Origin of the sequence: Streptomyces sp. NPDC006458, from assembly GCF_040612135.1 — a bacterium.
Taxonomy (GTDB): domain Bacteria; phylum Actinomycetota; class Actinomycetes; order Streptomycetales; family Streptomycetaceae; genus Streptomyces.
The window spans coordinates 74,825-100,356 of the sequence record NZ_JBEXPR010000022.1 but is presented as its reverse complement, the minus strand read 5'-3'; the positions used below and the strand labels follow the sequence as shown (position 1 = coordinate 100,356).

Annotated in this window: 22 protein-coding genes and 5 tRNA genes; 19 read left to right on the top strand and 8 right to left on the bottom strand. The window is 70.9% G+C overall.

Annotation, left to right across the window (positions count from 1 at the left end; translation table 11 throughout):
• Window positions 1–7: 7 nt before the first annotated feature.
• The 6 genes from ABZZ79_RS27670 to ABZZ79_RS27645 all read left to right on the top strand — a co-directional run bounded on the left by ABZZ79_RS27670 (window position 8) and on the right by ABZZ79_RS27645 (window position 5,526).
• Window positions 8–3,346, top strand: a complete 3,339-nt coding sequence (locus tag ABZZ79_RS27670; protein WP_356693119.1) for a hypothetical protein — start codon at window positions 8–10, stop codon at window positions 3,344–3,346.
• Between the two features lie 18 nt (window positions 3,347–3,364).
• A complete protein-coding gene (locus ABZZ79_RS27665; protein WP_356693117.1) occupies window positions 3,365–3,817 on the top strand; it encodes a hypothetical protein in 453 nt (150 codons plus the stop codon).
• Between the two features lie 70 nt (window positions 3,818–3,887).
• Window positions 3,888–4,601: an N-acetylmuramoyl-L-alanine amidase gene (locus ABZZ79_RS27660; protein ID WP_356693115.1), complete on the top strand. Its 714-nt coding sequence runs from the start codon at window positions 3,888–3,890 to the stop codon at window positions 4,599–4,601.
• A 3-nt stretch (window positions 4,602–4,604) separates the two neighbouring features.
• Window positions 4,605–4,820 carry a holin gene (locus ABZZ79_RS27655; RefSeq protein ID WP_356693113.1) on the top strand — a complete coding sequence of 72 codons (216 nt, stop codon included), beginning with the start codon at window positions 4,605–4,607 and terminating at the stop codon, window positions 4,818–4,820.
• Window positions 4,820–5,254 carry a hypothetical protein gene (locus ABZZ79_RS27650; protein WP_356693111.1) on the top strand — a complete coding sequence of 145 codons (435 nt, stop codon included), beginning with the start codon at window positions 4,820–4,822 and terminating at the stop codon, window positions 5,252–5,254. The genes ABZZ79_RS27655 and ABZZ79_RS27650 overlap by 1 nt, the downstream gene beginning before the upstream one ends.
• Entirely contained in the window at window positions 5,254–5,526 is a 273-nt protein-coding gene (locus ABZZ79_RS27645) for a hypothetical protein (RefSeq protein WP_356693109.1), read from the top strand. The genes ABZZ79_RS27650 and ABZZ79_RS27645 overlap by 1 nt, the downstream gene beginning before the upstream one ends.
• Before the next feature lie 114 nt (window positions 5,527–5,640).
• On the opposite strand, the gene ABZZ79_RS27640 is transcribed toward ABZZ79_RS27645, so the two are convergent.
• A complete protein-coding gene (locus tag ABZZ79_RS27640; RefSeq protein ID WP_356693107.1) occupies window positions 5,641–6,174 on the bottom strand; it encodes a flavoprotein in 534 nt (177 codons plus the stop codon).
• Window positions 6,171–7,385 carry a helix-turn-helix transcriptional regulator gene (locus tag ABZZ79_RS27635; RefSeq protein WP_356693105.1) on the bottom strand — a complete coding sequence of 405 codons (1,215 nt, stop codon included), beginning with the start codon at window positions 7,383–7,385 and terminating at the stop codon, window positions 6,171–6,173. Before ABZZ79_RS27635 ends, ABZZ79_RS27640 begins: the two co-directional genes overlap by 4 nt.
• Window positions 7,386–7,490: 105 nt before the next feature.
• Between ABZZ79_RS27635 and ABZZ79_RS27630 the strand changes: the two genes are divergently transcribed.
• The 3 genes from ABZZ79_RS27630 (at window position 7,491) to ABZZ79_RS27620 (ending at window position 8,656) form a co-directional block, all read left to right on the top strand.
• Window positions 7,491–7,751 carry a hypothetical protein gene (locus ABZZ79_RS27630; RefSeq protein WP_356693104.1) on the top strand — a complete coding sequence of 87 codons (261 nt, stop codon included), beginning with the start codon at window positions 7,491–7,493 and terminating at the stop codon, window positions 7,749–7,751.
• On the top strand, window positions 7,748–7,930 hold the full coding sequence (locus ABZZ79_RS27625) for a hypothetical protein (RefSeq protein WP_356693102.1): 183 nt from the start codon (window positions 7,748–7,750) through the stop codon (window positions 7,928–7,930). Before ABZZ79_RS27630 ends, ABZZ79_RS27625 begins: the two co-directional genes overlap by 4 nt.
• 315 nt (window positions 7,931–8,245) lie before the next feature.
• A complete protein-coding gene (locus ABZZ79_RS27620) occupies window positions 8,246–8,656 on the top strand; it encodes a hypothetical protein (protein WP_356693100.1) in 411 nt (136 codons plus the stop codon).
• Between the two features lie 109 nt (window positions 8,657–8,765).
• Here the strand turns inward: ABZZ79_RS27620 and ABZZ79_RS27615 are convergent.
• From ABZZ79_RS27615 to ABZZ79_RS27600, 4 genes are all read right to left on the bottom strand, one after another.
• Window positions 8,766–8,838, bottom strand: a tRNA-Lys gene (locus ABZZ79_RS27615).
• Between the two features lie 88 nt (window positions 8,839–8,926).
• On the bottom strand, window positions 8,927–10,462 hold the full coding sequence (locus ABZZ79_RS27610; protein WP_356693098.1) for an amino acid permease: 1,536 nt from the start codon (window positions 10,460–10,462) through the stop codon (window positions 8,927–8,929).
• 126 nt (window positions 10,463–10,588) lie between these two features.
• Window positions 10,589–12,832 (bottom strand): DEAD/DEAH box helicase, encoded by a 2,244-nt coding sequence (locus ABZZ79_RS27605; protein ID WP_356693096.1) that lies wholly within the window; start codon window positions 12,830–12,832, stop codon window positions 10,589–10,591.
• An 844-nt stretch (window positions 12,833–13,676) separates the two neighbouring features.
• The gene (locus ABZZ79_RS27600; RefSeq protein ID WP_043502155.1) at window positions 13,677–14,027 is read right to left on the bottom strand and encodes a metallopeptidase family protein; all 351 of its coding nucleotides are present in this window, start codon (window positions 14,025–14,027) and stop codon (window positions 13,677–13,679) included.
• A 128-nt stretch (window positions 14,028–14,155) separates the two neighbouring features.
• Here ABZZ79_RS27600 and ABZZ79_RS27595 point away from each other — a divergent pair, with 128 nt between their 5' ends.
• The 8 genes from ABZZ79_RS27595 to ABZZ79_RS27560 all read left to right on the top strand — a co-directional run bounded on the left by ABZZ79_RS27595 (window position 14,156) and on the right by ABZZ79_RS27560 (window position 21,487).
• Window positions 14,156–15,634, top strand: a complete 1,479-nt coding sequence (locus ABZZ79_RS27595; RefSeq protein WP_356693093.1) for a metallophosphoesterase — start codon at window positions 14,156–14,158, stop codon at window positions 15,632–15,634.
• Between the two features lie 80 nt (window positions 15,635–15,714).
• Window positions 15,715–15,787, top strand: a tRNA-Glu gene (locus tag ABZZ79_RS27590).
• A gap of 36 nt (window positions 15,788–15,823) precedes the next feature.
• Window positions 15,824–15,898, top strand: a tRNA-Asp gene (locus tag ABZZ79_RS27585).
• A gap of 24 nt (window positions 15,899–15,922) precedes the next feature.
• A tRNA-Phe gene (locus tag ABZZ79_RS27580) sits at window positions 15,923–15,996 on the top strand.
• Between the two features lie 73 nt (window positions 15,997–16,069).
• Window positions 16,070–16,396: a hypothetical protein gene (locus ABZZ79_RS27575; protein WP_356693091.1), complete on the top strand. Its 327-nt coding sequence runs from the start codon at window positions 16,070–16,072 to the stop codon at window positions 16,394–16,396.
• 69 nt (window positions 16,397–16,465) lie between these two features.
• The gene (hrpA, locus tag ABZZ79_RS27570) at window positions 16,466–20,437 is read left to right on the top strand and encodes an ATP-dependent RNA helicase HrpA (protein ID WP_356693089.1); all 3,972 of its coding nucleotides are present in this window, start codon (window positions 16,466–16,468) and stop codon (window positions 20,435–20,437) included.
• Between the two features lie 96 nt (window positions 20,438–20,533).
• A tRNA-Asp gene (locus ABZZ79_RS27565) sits at window positions 20,534–20,608 on the top strand.
• Between the two features lie 672 nt (window positions 20,609–21,280).
• On the top strand, window positions 21,281–21,487 hold the full coding sequence (locus tag ABZZ79_RS27560; protein ID WP_356693087.1) for a DUF6274 family protein: 207 nt from the start codon (window positions 21,281–21,283) through the stop codon (window positions 21,485–21,487).
• A gap of 549 nt (window positions 21,488–22,036) precedes the next feature.
• Here the strand turns inward: ABZZ79_RS27560 and bldC are convergent.
• Together bldC and ABZZ79_RS27550 are read right to left on the bottom strand one after the other, a co-directional pair.
• Window positions 22,037–22,243 (bottom strand): developmental transcriptional regulator BldC, encoded by a 207-nt coding sequence (gene bldC, locus ABZZ79_RS27555; protein WP_003949541.1) that lies wholly within the window; start codon window positions 22,241–22,243, stop codon window positions 22,037–22,039.
• Between the two features lie 501 nt (window positions 22,244–22,744).
• Complete coding sequence (locus tag ABZZ79_RS27550) at window positions 22,745–23,587, bottom strand: hypothetical protein (RefSeq protein ID WP_356693085.1); 843 nt, start codon at window positions 23,585–23,587, stop codon at window positions 22,745–22,747.
• Between the two features lie 223 nt (window positions 23,588–23,810).
• On the opposite strand from ABZZ79_RS27550, the gene ABZZ79_RS27545 reads away from it, so the two are divergent.
• The gene (locus ABZZ79_RS27545; protein ID WP_356693083.1) at window positions 23,811–24,911 is read left to right on the top strand and encodes a Glu/Leu/Phe/Val dehydrogenase dimerization domain-containing protein; all 1,101 of its coding nucleotides are present in this window, start codon (window positions 23,811–23,813) and stop codon (window positions 24,909–24,911) included.
• Window positions 24,912–25,214: 303 nt separating this feature from the next.
• On the top strand, window positions 25,215–25,469 hold the full coding sequence (locus ABZZ79_RS27540) for a DUF3073 domain-containing protein (protein WP_356693081.1): 255 nt from the start codon (window positions 25,215–25,217) through the stop codon (window positions 25,467–25,469).
• Window positions 25,470–25,532 lie beyond the last annotated feature (63 nt).

The window sequence follows — 25,532 nt, the reverse complement described above, 5'->3', positions numbered from 1 at the left end:
CTCGGTCGTGGCGTTCCCGCAGACCCCGCTCCAGGTCCAGATCGAGCTGTTCGCGGGCGGGGTGTGGACGGACATCACCACGGACGTCTACACCCAGGACCGGATCACGATCGAGCGGGGCCGCCCCGACGAGGGGCAGCGCACCGACCCCTCGCGGTGCTCTCTCGTCCTCAACAACCGGTCCGGGAAGTACTCCCCCCGCAACCCGCTGTCGCCCTATTACGGGCTGATCGGCCGCAACACGCCGGTCCGGGTGTCCGTGCTGGCGGGCAGCCAGTTCCTGCGGATCCCCGGCGCCGTCGGCGACCACGCGTCCACCCCGCACAACGCCGCCCTCGCCATCACCGGGGACATCGACGTGCGGGTGGACGCGCTGCTGGTGAACTGGCTGGACGCCGGCGACGGGCTGGCGACCACCGAGATCATCGGGAAGATGGCCGCACTGGCCTCCGACAAGGCCTGGTTCCTCGGCGTCCGCAGCAACCGGCTGTATTTCGAGTGGTCGGCGGACGGGGTGAACGTGCTCGGCGCGTCGTCGACCGCCCGGCTGGTCGTCCCGCCCTCGGGCCGCCTCGCCGTCCGGGCGACGCTCGACGTGGACAACGGGGCCGGCGGACGCACCGTCCGGTTCTACACCGCGCCCTCGGGCACGGCCGGACCGTGGACGCAGCTCGGCGCCGACGTCGTCCAGGCCGGGACGACGTCCGTCTTCAACGCCACCGCCGCCGACCTGCGCATCGGCGATGCCACGGTCACGTCGATGACCCCGGCGGCCGGCCGCTGCATGGCCGCCGAGGTCCGCAGCGGCATCGGCGGCACGGTCGTGGCGAACCCGGTGTTCACCGCACAGGCCATCGGGACGACGTCGTTCGCCGACGGGGCGGGCCGCACGTGGACGCTCAACGGCGGCACCCAGATCACCAACCGGCGCACGAGGTTCGTGGGCGAGGTGTCGAACTGGCCGCCGCGCTGGGACGTCTCCGGGCGGGACGTCCGTGTGCCCATCGAGGCGGCCGGCGTCCTGCGCCGCTACGGGCAGGGGCAGAAGCCGTTCGACTCCACGCTGCGGCGCCGTATCCCCGCCTACAGCCCCGCCGCCTACTGGCCGCTGGAGGAACCGTCCGGCGCGACCCAGGGCTACAGCCCGCTCGCAGGGGTGCGGCCGATGGCCGTGTCCGGGGTGGCGTTCGGGGCGGACGACACCCTCGGCGGCGCCTCCACCGTGCCCGCCTTCGACCAGGACGGCGAGGGCCGCGGCACCATCCCCGCGATCCCCGCGGGCGCCTGGCAGGTCGAGTTCGTGTACCGGCTCGACACCATGCCGTCGTCGCTGAACACCGTGCTGGAGGTCAGCACCACCGGCACCGCGAAGAAGTACACGATCCGGGTCCAGACGAACAACGTCCGGGTGGAGGCCCTCGACGACGACGGCACCGTCCTTGCGACCATTTCGACGACGGCCCCGGATTTCACCGGCCGCTGGAACCGGCTCATCCTGTCCGCGGTCCAGAGCGGCGGGAACGTCGACGTGCACGTCGGCTGGGTCGGTGTCGGTATCTCCGGCTGGGGCGCGAACACGCTGTACGCCGCCACCGAGGGACGGCCCACGTCCGTCAGGGTGATGGGCGTCCCCGGGAACCTGAAGGCGGGCCACATCACGGTGTTCCCCTCGATCGACCCGGCCGCGTTCATCGGCGCCGACGACGGGTTCGCCGGCGAGAGCGCGGGCGAGCGACTGCGCCGCCTGTCCGGCGAGGAAGGCAAGTACGTCCTGGTCCACGGCGACACCACCGCCCAGGTCGTGATGGGCGCCCAGCGGCCCCAGACGTTCCTCGACCTCATCGAGGAGGCTGCGGACACCGACGGCGGAATCCTCTACGAGCGCCGCGACCAGCGCTCCCTCGCCTACCGCGGCCGCGAGACCCTCTACAACCAGCCCGTCACCCTCGCTCTCGACTACCAGGCGGCCGGACTCGCGCACCCGCTGGAGCCCGCCGACGACGACCAGGGCGTGCGCAACGACCGCACCGTCGAGCGCGCCGGCGGCTCGTCCGCCCGTGCCGTCCTGGAGTCCGGGCCGCTGTCCGTCCAGGCCCCGCCCGACGGAGTCGGCCCCTACGACGACTCGCTCACGGTGAACGTCGACAGCGACGGCCAGCTTGAGCAGCACGCATCCTGGCGGCTGCACCTGGGCACGGTCGACGAGCTGCGCTACCCCGTCGTGGGCGTCGACCTCGCGGCCGGACCCGGCCTGATCGACGCGGCCACGGCCCTGGACTGCGGCGACCGCCTCACCATCGCCAACCCTCCGCCCTGGCTGCCGCCCGGCACGATCGACCTGCTCATGCAGGGACAGACCGAGGTCATCGGCCACCCGGTCGACTGGAACATGACCTTCAACTGCACCCCCGCGTCGCCCTGGAGGGTGGCCGTGCGCGACGACACCGTGCGGGCCCGCCGGGACACCGCCGGCGCGCAGCTGGCCGCCGCGGCCGCATCCGCCGCCACCGCCCTGCACGTGCTCACCGCCACCGGCCCGCTGTGGACCACCGACCCGGCCGACATGCCGCTCGCCCTCACGCTGGGAGGCGAGGACGTCACCGCCTCCGCGATCACGTCCTGGCTGAAGGACACCTTCACCCGGACCGTCGCAGGCGGCTGGGGCAGCCCCGACACCGGCCCGGCCTGGGCGGTCACGGGCGGAGGGACGACGGCCGACTACAGCGTGGGCAGCGGCTACGGCGTCCACGTCCTGGCGACGCTGGACGTCTCCCGGCGCACCTCGCTGGCCGCGGTCCACCCGGACGCGGACGTCTACGCCGACATCACCACCAGCGCCCTCGCCACCGGCACCGACGGCCTCTACGGGGCGGTCACCGCGCGCACCCTGGACGGCAGCAACTTCTACATGGCCCGGCTCCAGTTCAGCCAGACGAACACGGTCACGCTGTCCGTCCGCAAGGTCGTCGCGAACGTCCAGACACAGCTCGGCAGCGCGTACACGCTGCCGGGCGTGACCCACGTCGCGGGCCAGTACATCCGCCTGCGCCTCCAGGTCTCCGGCAGCACCCTGCGCGCAAAGGCCTGGCTCGCGACGGCCCCGGAACCGACCGGGTGGCACATCGAGGCGGCCGACACCTCCCTCACCGCGGCAGGCCAGATCGGCACCCGCTCGATCCGGGCCACCGGCAACACCAACGCCGCCACCGTCGAGGTCCGCTACGACAACGTCGAGGTCGTCAACCCGCAGACCATCACCGCGGCCAGATCGGCCAACGGCATCGTCAAAGCACAGACAGCGGTCACAGCCGTCCGGCTCACCCAGCCCGCCGTCCGGGCACTGTAGAGACAAGGAGAGTGACCCGTGCCCGACCTCTCGGCCGGATCCACCGTCAAGGCCCTCGACACGCCGCCGACCGCGGCCGACGCACAGTCCGCGTCGGTGACCACCACCTCGACGTCCTACACCACCACCGGCACCGACTGCGCCGTGAGCTTCGTCGCCCCGACCACCGGCCGGGTGATGATCCACACCGCAGCCCGCATGGTCAACAGCAACGCCACCTCCGGCACCCTCGCCGCCCCCGAGACCCGCACCGGGGGAGTCATCGGCGCCGGCACCCTCGTCGAGGCCGCCGCGGACGCCATCGGCGCCAGCCACTACGGCTCGACCTTCGCACGCTCCGGCGTCGTGCACCTGCTGACCGGCCTCACCCCCGGCGCCACCTACAACACGCGCCTCCTGATGCGCACTTCGGTGGGCACCGACACGGCGACCTTCGCCATGCGCGAGCTCATCATCGAACCCGCCAGCTGACCACCACCCCACACCACCCCACGCCCCGAGCCAACGGCCGGGGCTTCCTCATGCCCTGGAGGACTCACGCATGGCCACACCACTGACCGCCGCCACGTTCCTCGACGCGCTGCGCGACGAGGGCCTGGCCGTCGTCGAGGTCGGCGACTGGCGCACCCACAACCGCAACCACAAGGGCCCCTGGGGGCCCGTGCACGGGGTGATGATCCACCACACCGTCACCAAGGGCTCGGCCGCCACCGTCGAGCTCTGCCGCAAGGGGCACCCCGACCTGCCCGGCCCGCTGTGCCACGGCGTCATCACCAAGGACGGCCGCATCCACCTCGTCGGCTACGGCCGCGCCAACCACGCCGGGAAGGGCGACGACGACGTCCTCCAGGCCGTCATCGCCGAGGGCCCGCTGCCGCCGGACAACGAGGCGAACACCGACGGCAACCGGCACTTCTACGGCTTCGAGTGCGAGAACCTCGGCGACGGCCGCGACCCGTGGCCCGCCGTCCAGATCGAGGCGATCGTCCGCGCCGGCGCCGCGCTCTGCCGACGGCACGGCTGGACCGAGCGCTCCCTGATCCGGCACCTCGACTGGCAGCCCGGCAAGGTCGACCCCCGCGGCGTCGACTGGACGGCGATCCTCGCCCGGGTCGCCGAGCGCCTCAAGCACCCGGCCAGCTGGTCGCCGACCCCGCCGAAGCCACCCACGCCCAAGCCGCCCGTTCCGCCGCTCACCGTCGAGCAGCGGCTCACCGCCCTGGAGAAGCGCGTCACCGCGCTGGAGAAGGAGTAACCGATGGCACGCGTAGAGAAGAAGGTCACCGCCGCTACCGCCGCCGCATACGTCGGCAGCACCGGCCTGCTCGCCTCCCTTGAGGCCGTGCAGGATCACGCCGAGCTGGTCGGATGGATGCCGCCCGCGCTCGCCCCGTTCGTCCTCGCCCTGGTCCCCGCGGCTGTCGCCTTCGTGTCCGGCTGGGCCGCTAAGCACACACCGCGCACGGACGCCTGATGCGGGGCGTGGCGGCGCGGCGCCGGTTCTCCCACCGCCGCGCTTTCCTCATCACCGTCGGCCTCGGCTGGGCCGGATACGGCGGCCTCGGCATCGTCGGCCAGCCCCGCTACGGCACCGCCCGCGGCCTGGCGGACCTCACCAAGCTGGTGCCTGGCGGCCTCAACTCCCTCGGCTGGATGTGGGTGGGCTGCGGCGTGCTGGCCGCGCTGGCTGGCCTGCTCATCAACTGCCCCCGCTTCCAGGCCCTCGGCTACGTCTCGCTCGCCGTCCCAGCCGGACTGTGGGCAGGCGTCTTCTCGGCGGCCGCGGCCAGCAGCTACCCGCCGGCCGTCGGGTCGGCGTGCGGATGGGGGGCATTCACGATCGGTGTGGTGCTGGTGTCCGGGATGGACGACCCGCCCCCACCGCACCTGCGAAAGAGAGCACGCTGATGGATGTAGGGGCACTGGTCGGCGGCGCCGTCGCCCTGGTCGTGGGCCTGCTGTCGTGGGGGCAGTCCAGAGCGACGAACAGGCGCGAGGGATTCCGCGCGATCACGGACCGGCTGGACAAGGAGCTGGCCGAGGAACGCAAGCAGCGCAAGCTGCTGACACGCGCCTACCTGGACATGCTCCAGTGGGCCCGCCGGGTCGGCCCGAAAACGCCAGCAGGGCCCGCGCCTGAACCGCCGGCCGAACTCGACCTCACCCCCTGGCACCTGTGACCGCGGCCCCGCTCTCCTTAACGGGAGGGCGGGGCCGCTTTTACGTCTGAGGAGTGCCACCGCCGTGCCGTCCTCCGGGCGGTGCTGCGGGGGCTACTTTTCCTATCTGGGCGGTCAGGTGGCGGCCAGGCGCCGCACCCCGGCGAGCGCCTTCGCCCACGGGAAGACGGCCGGGTTGCCTCGCTTCGGGGGATGTGACGCGTACCCGCCCTCTCCGTCCAGGAAGAGGACTCCCTGCTCCCGCAGGGCGGTAATCGACCGCGCCACCGCGGGCTGCGAGCCCTGCGCCTGGTTGAAGTAGGGCATGGCCGCCACCGGCACGCCCATGTGTACGGCCTCGGACGGGAGTCCGATCGCCAGGGTGTCGCTGATGCCAGCGCCCCACTTGTTCAGCGTGGTGCAGGACATGGGCGCCACGAGCATGGCGGCCGCCTGCGGCAGAGCGTCTTTCTCCCACGGCAGCTTGTATTGCGACCGCACCGGATGCCCGGTCAGCTCCACCAGTTCGGCCATGCGGGGCTCCCACCATCTGGCGGCGGACGGGGTGAGGATCAGGCATACGTCCCATCCGTCGGCCTGGGCCGCGCGCACGCCGTCGTCGATGTACTGAGTGGGACCTGCGGCGCAGGCGATCAGGTACAGGATCATGCGCGGAGTCCACAGTGTTCGGCCAGCACCCGCAACTCGCCCCCAGGGTTGGGAGTTGCTCCGACCACGTCCTTCACCAGGTCTACCGTGCTTGGCCTGCTCCGCACGTCCTCCGGCGCCAGCCGGTCAGCCTCCAGCAGCTCCTGCGCCGCCGCTTCCTTACGCCGTGTCAAGAGCGAAGCGCGTGCCATCGCGACGCGGTGGCCGGCCTGCCGCTCCCGGCTCAAGCCGGCGAAGGCTTCCGGGCCGATCGCGTCGGCGGCTTCAAGGGCGGACCAGCCGTCCTCGAAACGGACGAGCATGTCAACCCGGTGCAGTTCCACGTTGGTCGGCCCGAACATGGTCCAGTCCTCGTCGAGATCGCCGCCCTGCCGGTCGGCCACGTCTGCGGCCTCGTCGACGAAGTCGGTCGCCGTGCGGACCCTGGCGGTGGTCCGTTCCTGCGATGAGGCGGCGAGGGCCGCGGACAGGTACAGCATGCCGAGAGTGGACAGACCCAGCGGCCCGCGCTCGGACAGGTCGTCCTCCAGGCGCCGGGCGGCAGACGTCGCGAACTCGACGGCCGCCTCCGGGCGCTGCTGGTAGACGAGGCTCTTGGCCACGCGCCGGGTTGCGGCCCCTATCTGGACCGGGTCGCCGGACCGCTCCGCCGCGGCGAGGGCCCGGTCTGCGGCGAGGGCGGCCTGGATGGCGGACGCCTGACCGTACTTGTGCAGGTACGACGTCGTCAGCTGGTAGACGCGGGAGTGGAGCGAGGCCGCCTCCGATCGCGCTCCGTCCGGAGCACTGTGCTCGGTCTGGCCGGCGCCTGTGATCAGCGCTGGCAGTTCGCGGGCGAGCGTCGCGTAGTGGCAGGCCTGGAACGCCTCGCAGCAGTAGGCGAGCCGCTTGTGCAGCACGGACAGCGGGGCTGGCTCGGTGGAGGGCGGGGCGCCGTAAAGCGCGTCGATCACGGCGAGGGCACCCGCAGGCGGGGCGCTGCCGGGCGGGGGCGGGGGCGTGCTGTCTGCCAACAACTGCTCCAGGGGGATGCGCAGGACGTCCGCCGCGCGCACCAGCACTGAGAGGCGGGGGTCTTGCTGCCGCTTGCCGCCTTCGATGTCCTGGACCCAGCGCCTCGTCTGCCCCATGAGCTGGCCGAAGTCGGTCTGGGTGAAGCCGCGCCGGTCCCGCCAGTGGGCGATGCGGCGGCCGATACCCGAAGTGTCCATGGTTGCCCCCGAGTCAGGGCACGCAAAGTGCGTGCCTGCCTCTGTTGTACCGCGCTCTACGGTCTCGTGTGTGAGAGGGAATCCCGCACGTCAGGAGGAGTGCCCATGCCGAGCGACGCCGCGACCACCGCACCGGCCGGTGGCGAGGACCGGGAACCGCGCCTGGGCGACACCATGAGGGACACCACAAGCGGCCGGGTCGGCCGGGTGATGGGCTTCCTGGGCCCCTACGTCCAGCTGCGCCCCCTCGGTGGCGGCCGCGAGTGGGACGCACAGCCGGAGCGGCTCCGGCCGGCCACGTCGGAGGAGATCCTCAGCGCAGGAGTGGCAGCGGCCAACACCCGGTCGAGAGGCGAACAGCTGTGACCTGGGAGACGGCGGAGGAGTACCTGTCGCCCGAGTGCACCCTGGCCCGGCAGGACGGGTACGGGGACCTGCACGACCGGTGCCGCCGGGCCGAGGACCTGCCGCTGCCCGGCGCCAAGGGCGTGCTGCTGGTCCGCCGCTGCCCGTGCCGCTGCCACGGCCCTGACGGGCCCGCCTGACCCCGTCCGGCCCCGTGACCACCCGGGGCCGGACGGACACCGCGGTCCCCGGCCGACGCCCCCGTCGCTGGCCGGGGACCGCACCATTCCTCGGACACCGGGGCGCCCTTACGTGCCTTCCATGGCCAAGGCGCTTGAGCCCCACTCGACGACGCCTCAAGTTCCCTTCCGGCCAACTGGCTTAAAGGCGTATCACTCTATTGGGCATCAAACCGGAATGCCCCATACCTGGGTCCACTCACTACCAACGAGGTCTCGGCGCCCGGCCGAGTCTCGCCCAACTCTGGCCCTGATGCCATCCCGAGAGAGTCGCCCATGCGCACCAACCGTCTCGTGTCAACCACCACACCTGCCCCGACCACCCGCCCGGACCTGCCCACCAACGCTGACCGTGCGCAAGACGGCTGCACGTCCATACCGGCCCGCCGCGCACGGCCGGCTCATACCGAGTGGCCCGATCCCCAGGCGGAAGCGCCCCGCGTCATCGGCGCAGCAGTCGGCATGACGGGCGCTTACGCGGGCCGCCTGCGGGACAGTGGGCTGATGGAGTTTCGCCTGGAGGAGTGGCACGGCGAACGCATCGGCCTCGCGTTCTACGGAGATGGCACGTGGCCAACCCTGAACCTGGAAGAGGTGGACGAGCTGATCGGCGACATGGCGTCGCACCTCGCGGACCTGATCGCTGCACGGCGCCACCTGGCGGACTTGCTGGGTGCGGGCCGCTGACACGGCGCCTGTCCCTTCGGGCCAGCTAAGGGCCAGCAAACGATCACTCGACCTACCGAAAACGGACAGGACCCCAGCTCAATTGCCGCTTGAGCTGGGGTCCGTCTCGTAGGCCCTGTGGGACTCGAACCCACAACCAATGGATTAAAAGTCCACTGCTCTGCCAATTGAGCTAAGGGCCCTGGCGATGTTGCCTACCCGAGCATAGCCGGACGTGGCCGGGTCTCCGATCGGGTATCGGTGACCCGGCCACGTCACGGTCGGGAAAGGTCAGGGATCGACCGGTTCGGGGCGGGCCGCGCGGGCCGCCGTCCAGGCGATGGTCCGTTCGTGGTCGGGGTTGAGGAACCAGTGCCGGGCGGAGACCAGCCACCAGGTGGCGGCGAAGCCGAGGACGGCCAGGACGGCGACGGGGGCGTAGTTGAACGTCTCCCAGGTGACCGGGGAGACCTGCGGCAGCATGAACAGCACGGTGATCACGCCGACCCAGACCACCGCCACCACGCCGACCACGCCCGACCAGCGGCCCAGATGCCACGGCCCCCGCTCGAACGCGTCGCCCTTGCGCACCCGCAGCAGCGTCGGGATGACGTAGGCGATGTAGAGGCCGATCACGGCGATCGAGGTCACCGCCGCGTAGGCCGTCACATTGATCAGGTACGGCAGTCCCAGTGCGAGCGCGGAGAGCGCGGCCAGCCACACCGCCGCCACGGGGGTGCGCGTACGGGGGCTCACGGTGTGCCAGACGTGCGAGTACGGCAGCGCGCCGTCCCTCGAAAAGGCGTAGATCATACGGCTGTTGGCCGTGACCGAGGCCATGCCGCAGAACAACTGCGCGCCGATCACCACGAGCAGCAGCAGCTTGCCCGCGGTCGCGCCGAGGCCGTCGAGCAGGATCTGCGCGGGCGGCGCGCCGGTCGGGGAGGTGCGGGCACCGTCGTAGGACTGGATGGCGAAGGTGAAGCCGAGCAGGAGCACGAATCCGGCGATCCACGACGTCCAGATGGACTGCACGATGCCCTTCGGGCCCGCGGTGGAGGCGTCGTGCGTCTCCTCGGTCATATGGGCGGAGGCGTCGTAGCCGGTGAAGGTGTACTGGGCCATGAGCAGACCCAGCAGCACGACGTACGGCCCGCTGCCCCAGCCCGTGTTGTTCACGAACTCGCCGAAGACGAAGGACGCGGACTGGTGCTCGTCGGGCACGAAGGTCAGCGCGCCGACGATCACGACGACACCCAGTACGTGCCACCACACGCTGACGTTGTTCAGCAGCGCGACGATCCGCACGCCGAAGGTGTTCAGCAGGCCGTGCAGCACCAGGATCGCGGCGAACAGCAGGATCGTGCGCCCGGGGGTCACCTCGAAGCCGAACTGGAGGTTCAGATAAGCCCCGAGGAAGGACGCGGCCCCGAAGTCGATGCCCGCGGTCACCGCCACCTGGCCGAGCACGTTGAACCAGCCCGTGAACCACGCCCAGGCGGCGGCCGACCGCGGCGGCGCGAGCCGGTGCGCCCAGAAGTACAGGCCGGCCGAGGTCGGATAGGCCGAGCAGATCTCGGCCATGGCCAGCCCCACGAACAGGGTCATCAGGCCGACGGCGACCCAGCCCCAGGTGATCACGGCCGGCCCGCCGGTGTTCATCCCGAACAGGTACAGCGTCAGGCAGCCCGACAGCACCGAGATGATCGTGAACGACACCGCGTAGTTGGAGAACGCCGACATCCGGCGCGCGAGCACCTGCGTGTAGCCGAGCTGGGCCAGCCGTTCCTCGTCCGACGGCCCGCTCTCTCTGGCGTCATCTGTCATGCCCCCAGCAATTCCCCCGCCCGGGGCGTGACATGCGTCACAGTCGACTAAAAGAGGCCCTCACAGACCGAGGGCCCGTACGACATCGGTCGTACGGGCCCTCGGGGGTCAGCTGCTCAGCCGGCGTCAGCCGTTGCGCTTCCAGCGCGGCTTGTCCTCGCGGCGGCCGGCGGAGGGACCGGTGCCACGGTGGTCGTCACGGCGGCCGTAGGGACGCTCGTGGCCGCCGGAACGGAAGACGGGGCGGTCGCCCTGACGGTCGCGGTTGAAGGGACGGTCGCTGCCGCGGTGGCCACCGCGGTCGTCACGGCGGAAGCCGCCACGGTCGTCACGGTCGCGGTTGAAGCCGCCACGGTCGTCACGGCGCTCGAAGGGACGGCCACCGCGGTCGTCACGGTTGAAGGTCCGGCCGCCACGGTCGTCACGGCGCTCGAAGGAGCGGCCGCCACGGTCGTCGCGACGCTCGAAGGAACGGCCACCGCGGTCGTCGCGGTCGCGGTTGAAGCCACCGCGGTCGTCACGACGCTCGAAGGAACGACCGCCACGGTCGTCACGGTCGCGGTTGAAGCCACCGCGGTCGTCACGACGCTCGAAGCCGCGCTCACCACGGTCACGGTTGAAGCCGCCGCGGTCGTCACGGTTGAAGGTCCGGCCACCACGGTCGTCACGACGCTCGAAGGAACGACCGCCACGGTCGTCACGGTCGCGGTTGAAGCCACCACGGTCGTCACGACGCTCGAAGGAACGGCCGCCACGGTCGTCACGGTCACGGTTGAACGGACGACGCTCCTCGCGGCCGCCGAAGCCACCGCGCTCGTCACGGCGCTCGCGGCGCTCCTCGCGCTCCGTCTGGTCCACGTCCTGCGCGGCCGGCTGCTCCGGCACGACGACCTCGGCGACGGCCTCGACGGCCTCGGCGGCCTCGGCGGCGGCGGCGACCGCGGCCTCCGGGTCCTCGCCGCGCTCACGGGCGGCACGGGCCAGCAGTCGGTCGGACTCCTCGCGCAGCTCGGTCGCCCGGCGCTGGGCGCGCTCCAGCTGCTTGGTCAGGTGGGCCACGTCACGCTCGGCCTGCGAGGCGGCGTTGCCCGCCGACTCGGCCTGGACCTCGGTCATCGACCGGGCACCGGTGATCTCGGCGACCTCCGGGTCGAAGGCGCCGGCGCCCTGGATGATGTGGCGCGAGGCGTCGACGCCCGCGTCCTCCATCAGGCGGAAGATCTGCCGGCGCTGGTGCGGCAGGGCCAGCGAGACGACCGTGCCGGTGCGGCCGGCGCGGGCCGTACGGCCGGCGCGGTGCAGGTAGTCCTTGTGGTCACCGGCCGGGTCCACGTTCATCACGAGGTCGATGCCGTCGACGTGGATACCGCGCGCGGCGACGTCGGTGGCGACCAGGACGTTGACGTAACCGTCCTTGAAGTCGGCCAGCGTGCGGGTGCGCGCGCCCTGCGTCATGCCGCCGTGCAGCGCGTCGGCCTTCGCGCCGGCCTCGCGCAGCTGCTCGGCGACGCGGTCGGCGCCCAGCTGGGTGCGGACGAAGATGATCGTGCGGCCCTTGCGGGAGGCGATCGCGGCGGTGACCGGCGCCTTGTCCTTGGGCTTCACGATGAAGATGTGGTGGGACATCGTCGTCACCGCGCCCTGGGCCGCGTCCACCTCGTGCGAGACGGGGGCGTTCAGGTAGCGGTCGACGAGGGTCTGGATCTCGTTCTCCATCGTCGCTGAGAACAGCATCCGCTGGCCGCCCGCCGGAATCTGGTCCAGCAGCTCGGTGACCTCGGGCAGGAAGCCCAGGTCGGACATCTGGTCGGCCTCGTCGAGAACGGCGATCTGCACGTCCTCCAGGGAGCAGGCGCCGCGGTTGATGATGTCGCGCAGTCGGCCCGGGGTGGCGACCAGGATGTCGACGCCCTTCTCCAGGGCGTAGATCTGGTTGCCCATCGACGTACCGCCGCAGACGACCTTCATGCGCAGGCCGACGACGTCGCCGTAGGGCTGCAGGGCGTCCGCGACCTGCATGGCCAGCTCGCGGGTCGGCGTCAGGATGACCGCGCGGGGGCGCTTCTTCTCGGTGCGGCCGCCCGCCAGCCGGGCGAGGGTCGGCAGACCGAAGGACAGGGTCTTGCCGGAACCGGTGCGGCCCCGGCCGAGGATGTCCTTGCCCTCCAGCGCGTCCGGGATGGTCGCGGCCTGGATCGGGAAGGGGGCCGTCACGCCGTTCTGCGCGAGCTTGCGCACAACGCCCTCCGGCAGACCGAGGTCCGCGAAGGTCAGCTCGGGGGTCTCAGAGGTCTCGGAGGCCTCGGCCCCGACGATGCCCTCTTCGAGGTTCTCGGGCAGGACGACGTGATCGGAACTGGAAATGGACATGCGTATGCGAAACCTTCCGGAGTCTCATCGGCACGCGCCCGTCAACTCCGTGAATCGCACACGACCGCCTCAATGCGGTCCGACACGGCAAGGGAGAGTACGCGCCACACGGCGCGCTCTGCTGTGGCGCCGGGCAAATGGGATCAAACGATCTACCACCATACGCACCCACCACCCCGGAAGGCAAACTGACCCGTTCCCGCGCAGGTCAGAGCCCTGGAAGCACAGCTACGCGGGCGACCCGGCCGCAGGCGCCGGCTCCCGCGACTCCAGCTGCGGACCCGGCTCCGGATGCGCCGACGACGACGGCTCCGCCTCCGTCGGCGTCGGAGAGGCGGGCGGCTCGGGCGACACGGGCGGCGGCTCGGACGACGGCTCCACCCACGACGGCGACGGCACGCCCGGCTCCGGCGGCCCCCCGGGCTCCGGCACCCCGGGCCGGTCCGGGCGCCCCGGCCGCGCGGGTGCCGACGCGGACGCGGACGCGCTCCCGGACGGCGACACCGAGGGCGACGCCGACCCCTTCGGCCCGCCCCGCCCACCGCCCTTCGGCCGCGGATCCTCCAGCCCGCCCGCCGCACCGCCGTACCCGGCGCCTCCCCCGCCCGGCACCGCCGCACCGTCCTCGGGCGCCCCGTCACCGCGCTCACCGGCCGACTGCCCGGGGCGCGCCCGGCCCCCGTCGTCCTCTCCCACACTCATACAACCGGCGGCGGCCGCCACGGCCACCACCGCGGCGGCCAGGCGGACAGGAACGTACAAGGGGCGCACGGGCAGCCACCTCCGGGAACACGGGGACGTCACGCTGCCCAACTCCCGCCACCCGCAAGAGGACACGCCAGGCTCAGCCGTAACCCAGCGCGTGCAGCCGGGCGTCGTCGATCCCGAAGTGGTGCGCGATCTCGTGCACCACGGTGATCTCGGTCTCCGCGACGACGTCCTCGCGCGACTCGCACATCCGCAGCGTCGGCCCCCGGTAGATCGTGATCCGGTCCGGCAGTACCCCCGCGTACCACTCGCCACGCTCGGTCAGCGGAGTTCCCTCGTACAGCCCGAGCAGCTCCGGATCGTCCGCGGGCGGCTCGTCCTCGACGAACACCGCGACGTTGTCCATCAGCCGCGTCAGCTCCGGCGGAATCCGGTCCAGCGCCTCGGCGACCAGTTCCTCGAACTCCTCACGCGTCATCTCCAGCACACCGCCCATTGTCCGGTACGACACCCCGGTACGGGGCTCACCCGGGCAACCGCCCTCCCCGTCACCGCCGCCCGGTGCGCACCGCGACCCGGCGCATACGGTGGCGCATCTCGGGGCATACGCGACCAATGGCCCGCCGCACCAAAGCCCCGCCCCGCCTCGAACTCGACGACCGGCCCAACCCCTGGCTGCGCGCCCTCGGACTGTGCGCCGTCGTCCTCGTCGGCGCCTGGCTGGGCCTGCTGATCGTCGGCAGCGTCCGCGTCCCGGTCGGCCCGATGGACACGACCATGACCCTGCGGCCCTCGCTCACCGGCGGCACGAAGATCAACGTCTCCCCGCTCGGCGCCCTCGAACTCGACAGCCACACCGCGCCCGTGCGCCTCGACGTCAACGTCGACCAGCTCGACCCCGCGCGCTCCCAGGCCCTCGTCGACCGCCCCGAGCGGCTCTCCGGACTGCAGGACGAGGTCGCCGAGGACGTCGGCAGCGGCACCCTCGACCTCGCCGTGCGCTCCGGCGTCGCCGTCGTCACCGGCGCCACCGCCCTCGGCCTCGCCGTCTACCGCCGCCCGCGCCGCGCCCTCACCGCCGGCGGACTCGCCCTCGCGCTGCTCGCGGTCTCGGGCGGCACGGCGTACGCCACCTGGAACCCGAAGTCCGTCCTGGAGCCCCGCTTCTCCGGCCTGCTCACCTCGGCGCCCTCACTGGTCGGCAACGCGCGCAGCATCGTCACGGAGTTCGACGTCTACCAGAAGGAACTCGCCCGCCTGGTCACCAACGTCACCAAGCTCTACGACGCCACGTCCACGCTCCCCGCCTACGCGCCCGACCCCTCCACGATCCGGGTCCTGCACGTGTCGGACATCCACCTCAACCCCGCGAGCTGGAAGATCATCGCCTCGCTGGTGGAGCAGTACGACGTGAACGTCATCGTCGACTCCGGCGACACCATGGACCACGGCACGGCCGCCGAGAACGGCTTCCTGGACCCGGTCGAGGATCTCGGGGCGCCCTACGTCTGGGTCCGCGGCAACCACGACTCCCGGGGCACCCAGCGCTACCTGGAAGGCCTGAAGAACGTGCACGTCCTCGACGACGGCCGGGCGAAGACCGTCGCGGGCCTGCGCCTCGCGGGCGTCGGCGACCCCCAGTACACCCCCGACCGTTCGGCCAAGCCCGGCGCGGACGCGACCCAGGAACTGGCGGGCGCCCGCCTCGCCTCCGCCCTGCGCGACCAGCGCGCGGCGGGCACCCCGGTCGACGTGGCGCTCGTCCACGAGCCCTCGGCGGCCCGCGAGACCGACGGCGAGGCCCCCCTCGTCCTCTGCGGGCACCTGCACCACCAGGAGACGGAGGTCCTGCGCCACGGCACCCGCCTGCGCGTCGAGGGCTCCACGGGCGGCAGCGGCCTGCGCGCGATCGAGGGCGAACACCCCGACCCGATCGAGGCCTCGATCCTCTACTTCGACCGCGACACCCGCCGCCTCCAGGCCTGGGACGAGATCCGCCTGGGCGGCCTCGGCCTCACGACGGCCGAGGTCAGCCGACACCTCCCGGAGGAGAACCGCCCCGGCGCGACCCCGTCCCCGAGCACCCGTCCGTAAACCGTTTTGGCGATACCTCCCGCCATCCCATATGCTTCTCACGTCCCCGAGGCGCTGCAAAGCGCCCAGGCGGGCCGATAGCCCTCATCGTCTAGCGGCCTAGGACGCCGCCCTTTCAAGGCGGTAGCACGGGTTCGAATCCCGTTGGGGGCACGCAAGAACGTGTGCGACACTGTCGTACGCCGACTTGGTCCTGTGGAGCAGTTTGGAGTGCTCGCCACCCTGTCAAGGTGGAGGCCGCGGGTTCAAATCCCGTCAGGACCGCTGAGGTTTCCCCGGAAACCTCGTGGCTGGGTAGCTCAGTTGGTACGAGCGATCGCCTGAAAAGCGATAGGTCGCCGGTTCGACCCCGGCCCCAGCCACAAACAGAGCCCCGATCTTCGGATCGGGGCTCTTTTGGTTCCGAGAGGTGGTTCCGAGAGGACGGGGGACGTTGTGAGCCGGAACGAGAGCAGGGCGGGCGAGGTCGAACGGTCGCGGGCCCGGTACGGGTTGCAGGCCGTGCTGGGGAGCAATCTGGCCATCGTCGCCGTCGCGCTGTTCGGGGTGTGGCGGCTCGACGGGGACCCGGCGGTCGTCGTGGGGGTGCTGACCACGGCGTTCACCGCGATCAGCGGCGTGACCACCGCGTATCTGGGCATCAAGGCGGTGTCGAACACCGCCCAGAACATGGCCCTGGCCGGCAGTGCCAGGCAGGCCCGGGAGACCGCGCCCGCCGCCGCTCCGCCCGCGCCGCGGGCCGGCGAGGTCGCGGGCGGCTGACGTCCGCCGCGGCGGCCGGGGCAAAAGCGTTCGCCACGGATTTGGCGGGGATGAGATCCTGGACCGCGTATGTCTACGCAGCCTGCCCCCGCCCTGGGCTCCCTCGCCTCCCGACTGACCGAGCTGTCCCTGCGCGAAGCGCATCGGCTCGGCCGGAGGCTGGAGGGTGCGCGCAAGATCCGTAAGCCGGAGGCCCGGACCGCCGTTCTCGCGGAGATCGAGACCGAGGTCGCCAAGGCCGAGGAACGGATGGCCGAACGACGCGCTCGCGTGCCCGGGGTGACCTACCCCGAGCAACTGCCCGTCAGCCAGAAGAAGGACGAGATCGCCGCGGCCATCCGTGATCACCAGGTCGTGATCGTGGCCGGTGAGACGGGGTCCGGCAAGACCACGCAGATCCCGAAGATCTGTATGGAGCTGGGACGAGGAGTGCGCGGCATGATCGGGCACACCCAGCCCCGGCGTATCGCGGCACGCACGGTCGCCGAGCGGGTCGCCGAGGAGCTGCGGACGCCGCTCGGGGAGGCGGTCGGCTGGAAGGTGCGGTTCACCGACCAGGTGAACCCCGACGCCACCTTCGTGAAGCTGATGACGGACGGCATCCTGCTCGCGGAGATCCAGACGGACAGCGAGCTGCGCGCATACGACACGATCATCATCGACGAGGCCCACGAGCGGTCCCTCAACATCGACTTCCTGCTCGGCTATCTGGCCCAGCTGCTGCCGAAGCGGCCCGATCTGAAGGTCGTCATCACCTCGGCGACCATCGACCCGGAGCGGTTCTCCCGGCATTTCTCCGACGCGCCGATCGTCGAGGTCAGCGGCCGTACGTATCCCGTGGAGGTGCGCTACCGGCCGCTGCTGGAGGAGGACTCCGAGGACGCCGACCGGGACCAGATCACCGCGATCACCGACGCGGTCGAGGAGCTGATGGGCGAAGGGAAGGGCGACATCCTCGTCTTTCTCTCCGGTGAGCGGGAGATCCGGGACACGGCGGACGCGCTGACCAAGAAGCAGTACCGCTTCACCGAGGTGCTGCCGCTGTACGCGCGGCTGTCGCACGCCGAGCAGCATCGCGTCTTCCAGCCGCACACCGGCCGCCGGATCGTTCTGGCGACGAACGTGGCCGAGACCTCGCTGACCGTCCCAGGCATCAAGTACGTCATCGACCCCGGCTTCGCCCGGATCTCCCGTTACAGCCACCGCACCAAGGTGCAGCGGCTGCCGATCGAGGCGATCTCGCAGGCCAGCGCCAACCAGCGCAAGGGCCGCTGCGGGCGTACGTCCGACGGTGTGTGCATCCGGCTGTACGCGGAGGACGACTTCCTCGCGCGGCCGGAGTTCACGGACCCGGAGATCCTGCGGACGAACCTGGCGTCCGTCATCCTGCAGATGACCGCGGCCGGACTCGGCGACATCGAGAAGTTCCCCTTCATCGACCCGCCGGACCACCGCAACATCCGGGACGGAGTGCAGCTGCTCCAGGAGCTGGGCGCGCTGGACCCGGCGGAGAAGGACCCGCGCAAGCGGCTCACGCAGACCGGCCGCAAGCTCGCCCAGCTGCCGGTCGACCCGCGGCTCGCGCGCATGGTGCTGGAGGCCGACCGCAACGGCTGCGTCCGCGAGGTCATGGTCATAGCCGCCGCCCTGTCCATCCAGGACCCGCGCGAGCGGCCCGCGGAGAAGCAGGCCCAGGCGGACCAGCAGCACGCCCGCTTCAGGGACGAGACGAGCGACTTCCTGGCGTACCTGAACCTGTGGCGGTACGTGCGGGAGCAGCAGAAGGAGCGGGGCTCCAGCTCGTTCCGCCGGATGTGCAAGCAGGAGTACCTGAACTTCCTGCGCATCCGCGAATGGCAGGACATCTACAGCCAGTTGCGCACGGTCGCCAAGCAGATGGGCATCCATCCCGACGAGACTCCGTCCGATCAGGGGGCTCCGCCCCCGGGCGCCCCCGTCGACCGCATCCATGTCTCCCTTCTCGCCGGTCTGCTGTCGCACATCGGCATGAAGGACGTGAAGGACGGCAACAAGAACGAGTATCTCGGCGCCCGCAGCGCCAAGTTCGCGATCTTCCCCGGTTCGGCGCTGTTCAGGAAGCAGCCGCGCTTCGTGATGTCGGCGGAGCTGGTGGAGACCTCCCGGCTCTGGGCGCGCGTCAACGCGAAGATCGAGCCGGAGTGGGTCGAGCCGCTGGCCGGGCATCTGATCAAGCGGACGTACAGCGAACCGCACTGGGAGAAGGACCAGGCCGCGGTGATGGCGTACGAGAAGGTCACGCTGTACGGCGTCCCGATCGTGGTCCAGCGCAAGGTGAACTACGGCCGGATCGACCCGGAGGTCTCGCGCGAGCTGTTCATCCGCAACGCGCTGGTCGAGGGCGACTGGCGCACGCACCACAAGTTCTTCGCCGACAACCGCAAACTCCTCAGCGAGGTCGAGGAGTTGGAGCACCGGGCACGGCGCCGGGACATCGTCGTCGACGACGAGACGCTGTTCGACTTCTACGAGCAGCGGGTGCCCGAGCATGTGGTGTCGGGGGCGCACTTCGACTCCTGGTGGAAGCGCCAGCGGCAGGAGCAGCCGGAGTTCCTGGACTTCGAGCGGGCGATGCTGATCCGTGAGTCCGCGGAGGCGGTGACCAAGGACGACTACCCCGACTCGTGGCGGCAGGGGCAGCTGAAGTTCCGGGTGACGTACCAGTTCGAGCCGGGCGCGGACGCGGACGGTGTGACGGTGCACATCCCGCTCCAGGTGCTGAACCAGGTGACGGAGGAAGGCTTCGACTGGCAGATCCCCGGGCTGCGGGAGGAACTGGTGACCGAGCTGATCCGCTCGCTCCCGAAGCCGATCCGCCGCCACTACGTGCCGGCGCCGAACTTCGCCAAGCGGTTCCTGGACTCGGCTGTGCCGTTGCAGGAGCCGTTGACGGTGACGATGGCGCGTGAGCTGAAGCGGATGGTCGGGGTGCCGTTCGAGGCGGACGACTTCGACGGGGCGCGGGTGCCGGACCATCTGCGCATCACCTTCCGGATCGTGGACGAGCGGCGGCGCAAGCTGGCCGAGGACAAGGATCTGGAGGCACTGCGGCTGCGGCTGAAGCCGAAGGCGCGCCAGGCCCTGTCGCAGGCCGCGGCGGCGACGGCGTCCCGCGAGGGCGGGGAGTCGCTGGAGCGGCGCGGTCTGACGGACTGGTCGATCGGCTCGCTCAGCCGGGTCTTCGAGACGCGGCGGGCCGGGCAGCCGGTGAAGGCGTACCCGGCGCTGGTCGACGACGGCGACACCGTCTCGGTCCGTCTCTTCGACACGGAGGCGGAGCAGGCCGAGGCGATGTGGAAGGGCACGCGGCGGCTGATCCTGCGCAACATCCCGGTGAACCCGGCGAAGTTCGCGAGCGATCGTCTGACGAACGCGCAGAAGCTCGCCCTGTCGGCGAATCCGCACGGCTCGACGCAGGCGCTGTTCGACGACTGCGCGATGGCGGCGGCGGACAAGCTGATCGCCGACTTCGGAGGGCCGGCCTGGGACGAGGAGTCGTACCGGAAGCTGTTCGACAAGGTGCGCGCGGAGATCGTCGACACGACGGTCCGCGCGGTCGGGCAGGTACAGCAGGTGCTGGCCGCTTGGCAGGCCTGTGAGCGGCGCCTGAAGGCCGTACGCAGTCCTGCCCTGCTGGCAAACCTGGCGGACGTACGGGCGCAGCTGGACGCGCTGGTGAAGCCGGGGTTCGTGACGGAGGCCGGGCTCGCGCGGCTGCCGCATCTGATGCGCTATCTGGTCGCCGCCGACCGGCGTCTTCAGCAGATGCCGACCGGCGTCCAGCGGGACACCACCCGCATGGAGAAGGTCCACGACATGCAGGACGAGTACGCCTGGCTCCTGGAACAGCTGCCGACGGGGCGGCCCGTGCCCGCCTCGGTCCGGGACATCCGCTGGATGATCGAGGAGCTCCGGGTGAGCTACTTCGCCCACGCCCTCGGCACGGCGTACCCCGTCTCCGACAAGCGGATCGTGAAGGCGATCGACGCCGCGGCGCCGTAGTCGGCCGCGCACAGAGGGTGAGTTCGACCAGTGGGCTCACCCTCCTGTACAGTCCTTCTCGCAGCGCAACGCAGAAAAGCAAGCGCCGCGAAACCTGGTCCTGTGGAGCAGTTTGGAGTGCTCGCCACCCTGTCAAGGTGGAGGCCGCGGGTTCAAATCCCGTCAGGACCGCATCACGGAGAAGGCCCGCACCCGCAAGGGACCGCGGGCCTTTCCCATGCCCACCCCACCACCCCGCCAACACGGAGGCCGCGCCCGCGGAGCAGCCGCCATCAGACACAGCAAATCCCGTCAGGACCGCATCACGGAGAAGGCCCGCACCCGCAAGGGACCGCGGGCCTTCTCCATACCCACCCGCCACCCGGCCAACGCAGAGGGCGCGCCAGGTCCACACACCCCAGGGGCCAAGGGTCTTCACGCCCCGCCCTCCTGCTCAGGCGGCCCCGCGCGCACTGAGGGACCACCGGCCTTCTCCCCGCCCGCCACCGCCACCAGCTCGCCACCTTGTCGAGGCGGTGCCGACGCGCAGTCGCAACCAGGCGCGCCAAAACCCGTCAGAAGCACACCCACCAGGCCCACGCTCCGTAATGGGTCGCGGGCCTTCCTCGCTCCGCCACCGTCGTCCGCCCAGCACCCCGGCAGGGCGAACCCCCGCCCCCCGCAGGGAAACCCGCGCCCGCCGGCCCGTCCCTTCGCCGTGACGTGACCCGGCGGCCCCTCGCGCCCCCGCGGGCACAACCCCTCCCCCAGCCCCTCCCGGCCGCTCGGCGCCCTTGACGGCGTCAGATTCGGTCGGTACCCCGGAAAGGGGCAGAGCATGGCTGTGGAGGGTTTGGAGGGCGTATGGGGGCTGCGGTCAGGCATGAGACGCGGGCGTTGCTGCGGGCACATCTGGCCGCGGCGGCGTCGTACCGGCATCTGACGCGGCACTGCCCGGTCTGTCATCGGCTGTTGCGGCTGGCGACGGACTCGACGGCCGAGGAGACCGACACCACAGCGGACGAGGGCGCGGACGGCGGCGCGCGGGCCGAGCGGCCCTCGGGTTCGTGACATCCGGCGGGCCCAACACCCGTACAGGGATGGGACGCTGGAACACCGGCTTCCACTAGCGCAGATACTCCGGAGGCAACAAGTACCCTGGTGTGTGACGGGAGTCACCGGACGAGTTTCCGAAACCCCGGCTCTTGCCCCACTCCTACAACTGGTCAATTTAATATGTGCAATTGCACCAGTCTTCAGAGGGCCCACCCAGGTCTCCAGGGGTCCGCCCAGCCGACTCACGGCCCACTCGCGAGACGGCGACCCGCCGCCCGACGGTCGGCCGACGGCCACTCGGAGGTCATCCACAAGGTGGTCCCGCTCCCACGCAAGGGCGCGAGAGGAACACGGTGCGTACACAAGACGGGCGCACAAAAAAGATCGCGCTGGACCCGGCGGAGTCCAGCGCGATCTACGACGCACCCTGTTTCGTGCCTGTGAAGTTCTGAGTGGCTCGGGCGTGGGCCCTGTTGGGGCAGGTCCCGCGTCGCTTGGAGCTAAGGGTTTCGGGCGTCTCGACCGGGTTGGGGGTCCGGCCGGTTTGCCCGGTTATGAAGTTGTTCAGGCCTCGCTGCGCTGCTGCGGGATACCCGCGAGCAGAGCGCGGACCTCAGCCTCGCGATAGCGGCGGTGCCCGCCGAGCGTACGGATCGACGTGAGCTTGCCGGCCTTCGCCCACCGCGTGACCGTCTTCGGGTCGACGCGGAACATCGTGGCGACCTCAGCCGGGGTCAGCAGCGGCTCGGCATCAGGGGTGCGAGCGGTCATGAGCGGCCTCCTCGGGAGAACCGAACCTTCTCGGTTCTTTCCTCTAAATTCTGCACCTTGACCCGCGTTGCCCGAAATGGCGGACGCGAGTCGAGTCGGTTATAGGACGAACGGCTTGTCCTCGGCACTACAACTACACCATCTGTCCAGCCGCGTCGGCCAAACCGATGGAATTGCCCTCCCAGGTGTTCATCAGCGACGGAAGCCGATGGACTATGCCATAGCGGACAGTCACACCGCTGTGACGATCAGTCACAGGGCGATCAGGAGTCATCAGACCCCCCAAAGCGTGCAATGCTGAGAAAGAGCCCTCCCCGGGCTCCTTGTCCTATTTTGGCACGAGGGGGGGCAAGGGGCGCAAGGGCCGCGTACGTGCGCTCCGTCACGCTTGAGGCATACGCCCGGATAGGGACCGACATCCCGTCAACTTCTTGAAGTGCGGTAGACCGTACGCGCTGATGCGGCGTTCAGGCCGTGACGTAGGTCACGTCTACCGCCTCGTCAGTTCGCGGACCGCAGATCACGTACCGCGCGCCAGCGCTCCACCAGCCCCGCGTACGCCTCGCCCGCGGCCCGGCCGTCCCCCTGGCGCAGCGCCTCGATCCCCCGGGCGACGTCCGCGGCCGAGTGATCGTCCGCCAGCTCGTCGTCCGACAGGGCGTGCACCAGCCCGCCGTAGTCGAGCTCGACCACCGAGCGCGGGTGGAACTCCTCCAGCCAGCGGCCGACGTCCACGAGGCCGTCGATGAGCGGCCCTTCGTCGATGGCGTCCCTCAGGGCCCGCAGGCCCCGCGCGACCCTTCTGCGGGCCTGGACCATCGGGGTGCGGTAGCGCAACCGGGGCGCCTGCCCGGCGGAGCCCCTGGCGTACTCCCGTTCCTCGTCGGAGACGAGCACGAACCAGTTCAGCGGCACCTGCCAGGTCGCCGTGCGGATCCAGGGGCGGGCGTCGGGGTTGCGGGCGAGCCAGCGCTCGTAGTCCTGCGCGGCCTGATGGCGCACGAGCGGCGGCAGGACGGCGTCGAGGACGGGCACCGGCAGTTCCTCGGCGAGGTCCCCGAGCGCCTGCCAGCCGCGCAGCCTGGTGCGCCAGGGGCAGATGTGGACCACGCCGCCGGCCTCCAGGACGAAGGCGTCGCCGCTCTCGTGCACCGGGACCGCCACCGGCGGGACGGGCAGCAAGTCGGCCAGGGAGCGGCGCAGTTCGTCCTGGTAGGTGGGGCGCTCGGGGCGGCGGGCGTAACGCGCCCAGTGGTCCCGCTCAGGCTCTGGGAAGGCGGCCAGCGGCTCGTACACACGCAAGTAGGCCGCGTACGGAACGATCACCGAGGACACCTTGGGCACGCCTGCTCCCTCCCCCGCCGCCGGCCAGGGAAAACTGCGGAACCCGCCGACAAAGGGGCGGGAAATCTATGCGAATCGTCGCACGGGGGTGCACCGTGAGGAGGTGATCCTGAGCACGGCGAGGTGGCCCGACCCGGACGGGTCTACTCTTCAGCCCAACGGGGCCCCGCCACCCGCACGGGACCCCTTCCCAACCGCCGCTTATTACCCAGGAGTCACCACAGTGACCGACGTAACCGACGGCGTCCTGCACACCCTGTTCCAGTCGGACCAGGGGGGCCATGAGCAGGTCGTGCTCTGCCAGGACCGCGCCAGCGGCCTCAAGGCCGTCATCGCCATCCACTCCACCGCCCTCGGCCCCGCCCTCGGCGGCACGCGCTTCTACCCGTACGCGACCGAGGAGGAGGCCGTCGCCGACGCGCTGAACCTCTCGCGCGGGATGTCCTACAAGAACGCCATGGCCGGACTCGACCACGGCGGGGGCAAGGCCGTGATCATCGGCGACCCGGACCGGATCGAGCCCTCTCGGAGGACGGCGCTGCTGCTGGCCTACGGCCGCATGGTGGCCTCCCTCGGCGGCCGGTACGTCACGGCCTGCGACGTCGGCACGTACGTCGCCGACATGGACGTCGTCGCGCGCGAGTGCCGCTGGACGACCGGGCGGTCCCCCGAGAACGGCGGCGCCGGCGACTCCTCGGTGCTGACCGCGTTCGGCGTCTACCAGGGCATGCGGGCCTCGGCCCAGCACCTGTGGGGCGACCCGTCGCTGCGGGCCAGGCGGGTCGGCATCGCGGGGGTCGGCAAGGTCGGCCACCACCTGGTCGAGCACCTGGTCGCGGAGGGCGCCGAGGTCTTCGTCACGGACGTGCGCGAGGACGCCGTGCGCCGGATCACCGAGCGACACCGCGACGTCGTGGCCGTGGCCGACACCGAGGCGCTGATCCGCGTCGAGGGCCTGGACATCTACGCCCCCTGCGCGCTGGGCGGCGCCCTGAACGATGGCTCGGTGCCGGTGCTGACCGCGCGGGTCGTCTGCGGCGCGGCCAACAACCAGCTCGCCCACCCGGGTGTGGAGAAGGACCTCGCCGACCGCGGGATCCTCTACGCGCCGGACTACGTGGTGAACGCGGGCGGGGTCATCCAGGTCGCCGACGAGCTGCACGGCTTCGACTTCGACCGGTGCAAGGCGAAGGCGGCGAAGATCTACGACACCACGCTGGCCATATTCGCACGCGCGAAGGCGGATGGCATTCCGCCCGCCGCCGCGGCCGACCGGATCGCCGAGCAGCGGATGCACGAGGCGGCCGCCGGGCGCGGACGCTGACGTTCCGCGGAGCGCGAGCCGTGGATTCGCGCGGTACCCGCCGGGGCCCGGTTAGAGAGAACTCTCACTCCAACCGGCGGGTCGTCCGCCGATAAGTGGTTAAAATCGCCACTGACCAGCGAGGACGGGGCGCCTCGAAGGTCCTGTGCACACGCGCGTGCTGCGGGCGACGTACCGTATGGGCGCGGGCTCAGGTACCGTGGAAGCCCTACGGACCGGCCTCTCCACGGAGAGTCCGTTCCGGATCATGAACGCGTGTCAGACTCTGGGGCCGTCGAGCCCCGTCACCAAGGGGGTCGAGCCATGGGGCGCGGCCGGGCCAAGGCCAAGCAGACGAAGGTCGCCCGCCAGCTGAAGTACAACAGCGGTGGGACTGACCTCTCGCGTCTGGCCAATGAACTGGGCGCATCGACTTCGAACCAGCCGCCGAACGGCGAGCCCTTCGAGGACGATGAGGATGACGAGGACGATCTTTACTCTCGGTATGCCGACCTCTATGAGGACGACGACGAGGACGAGGATGACGGTCCTTCCTCGCAACACCGTCGCGGCGCTTGACCTTGCAGTGAGCATTAACCCGGTCGGTGACTTCGGTCACCGACCGGGTTCTGTGCTGTCTTC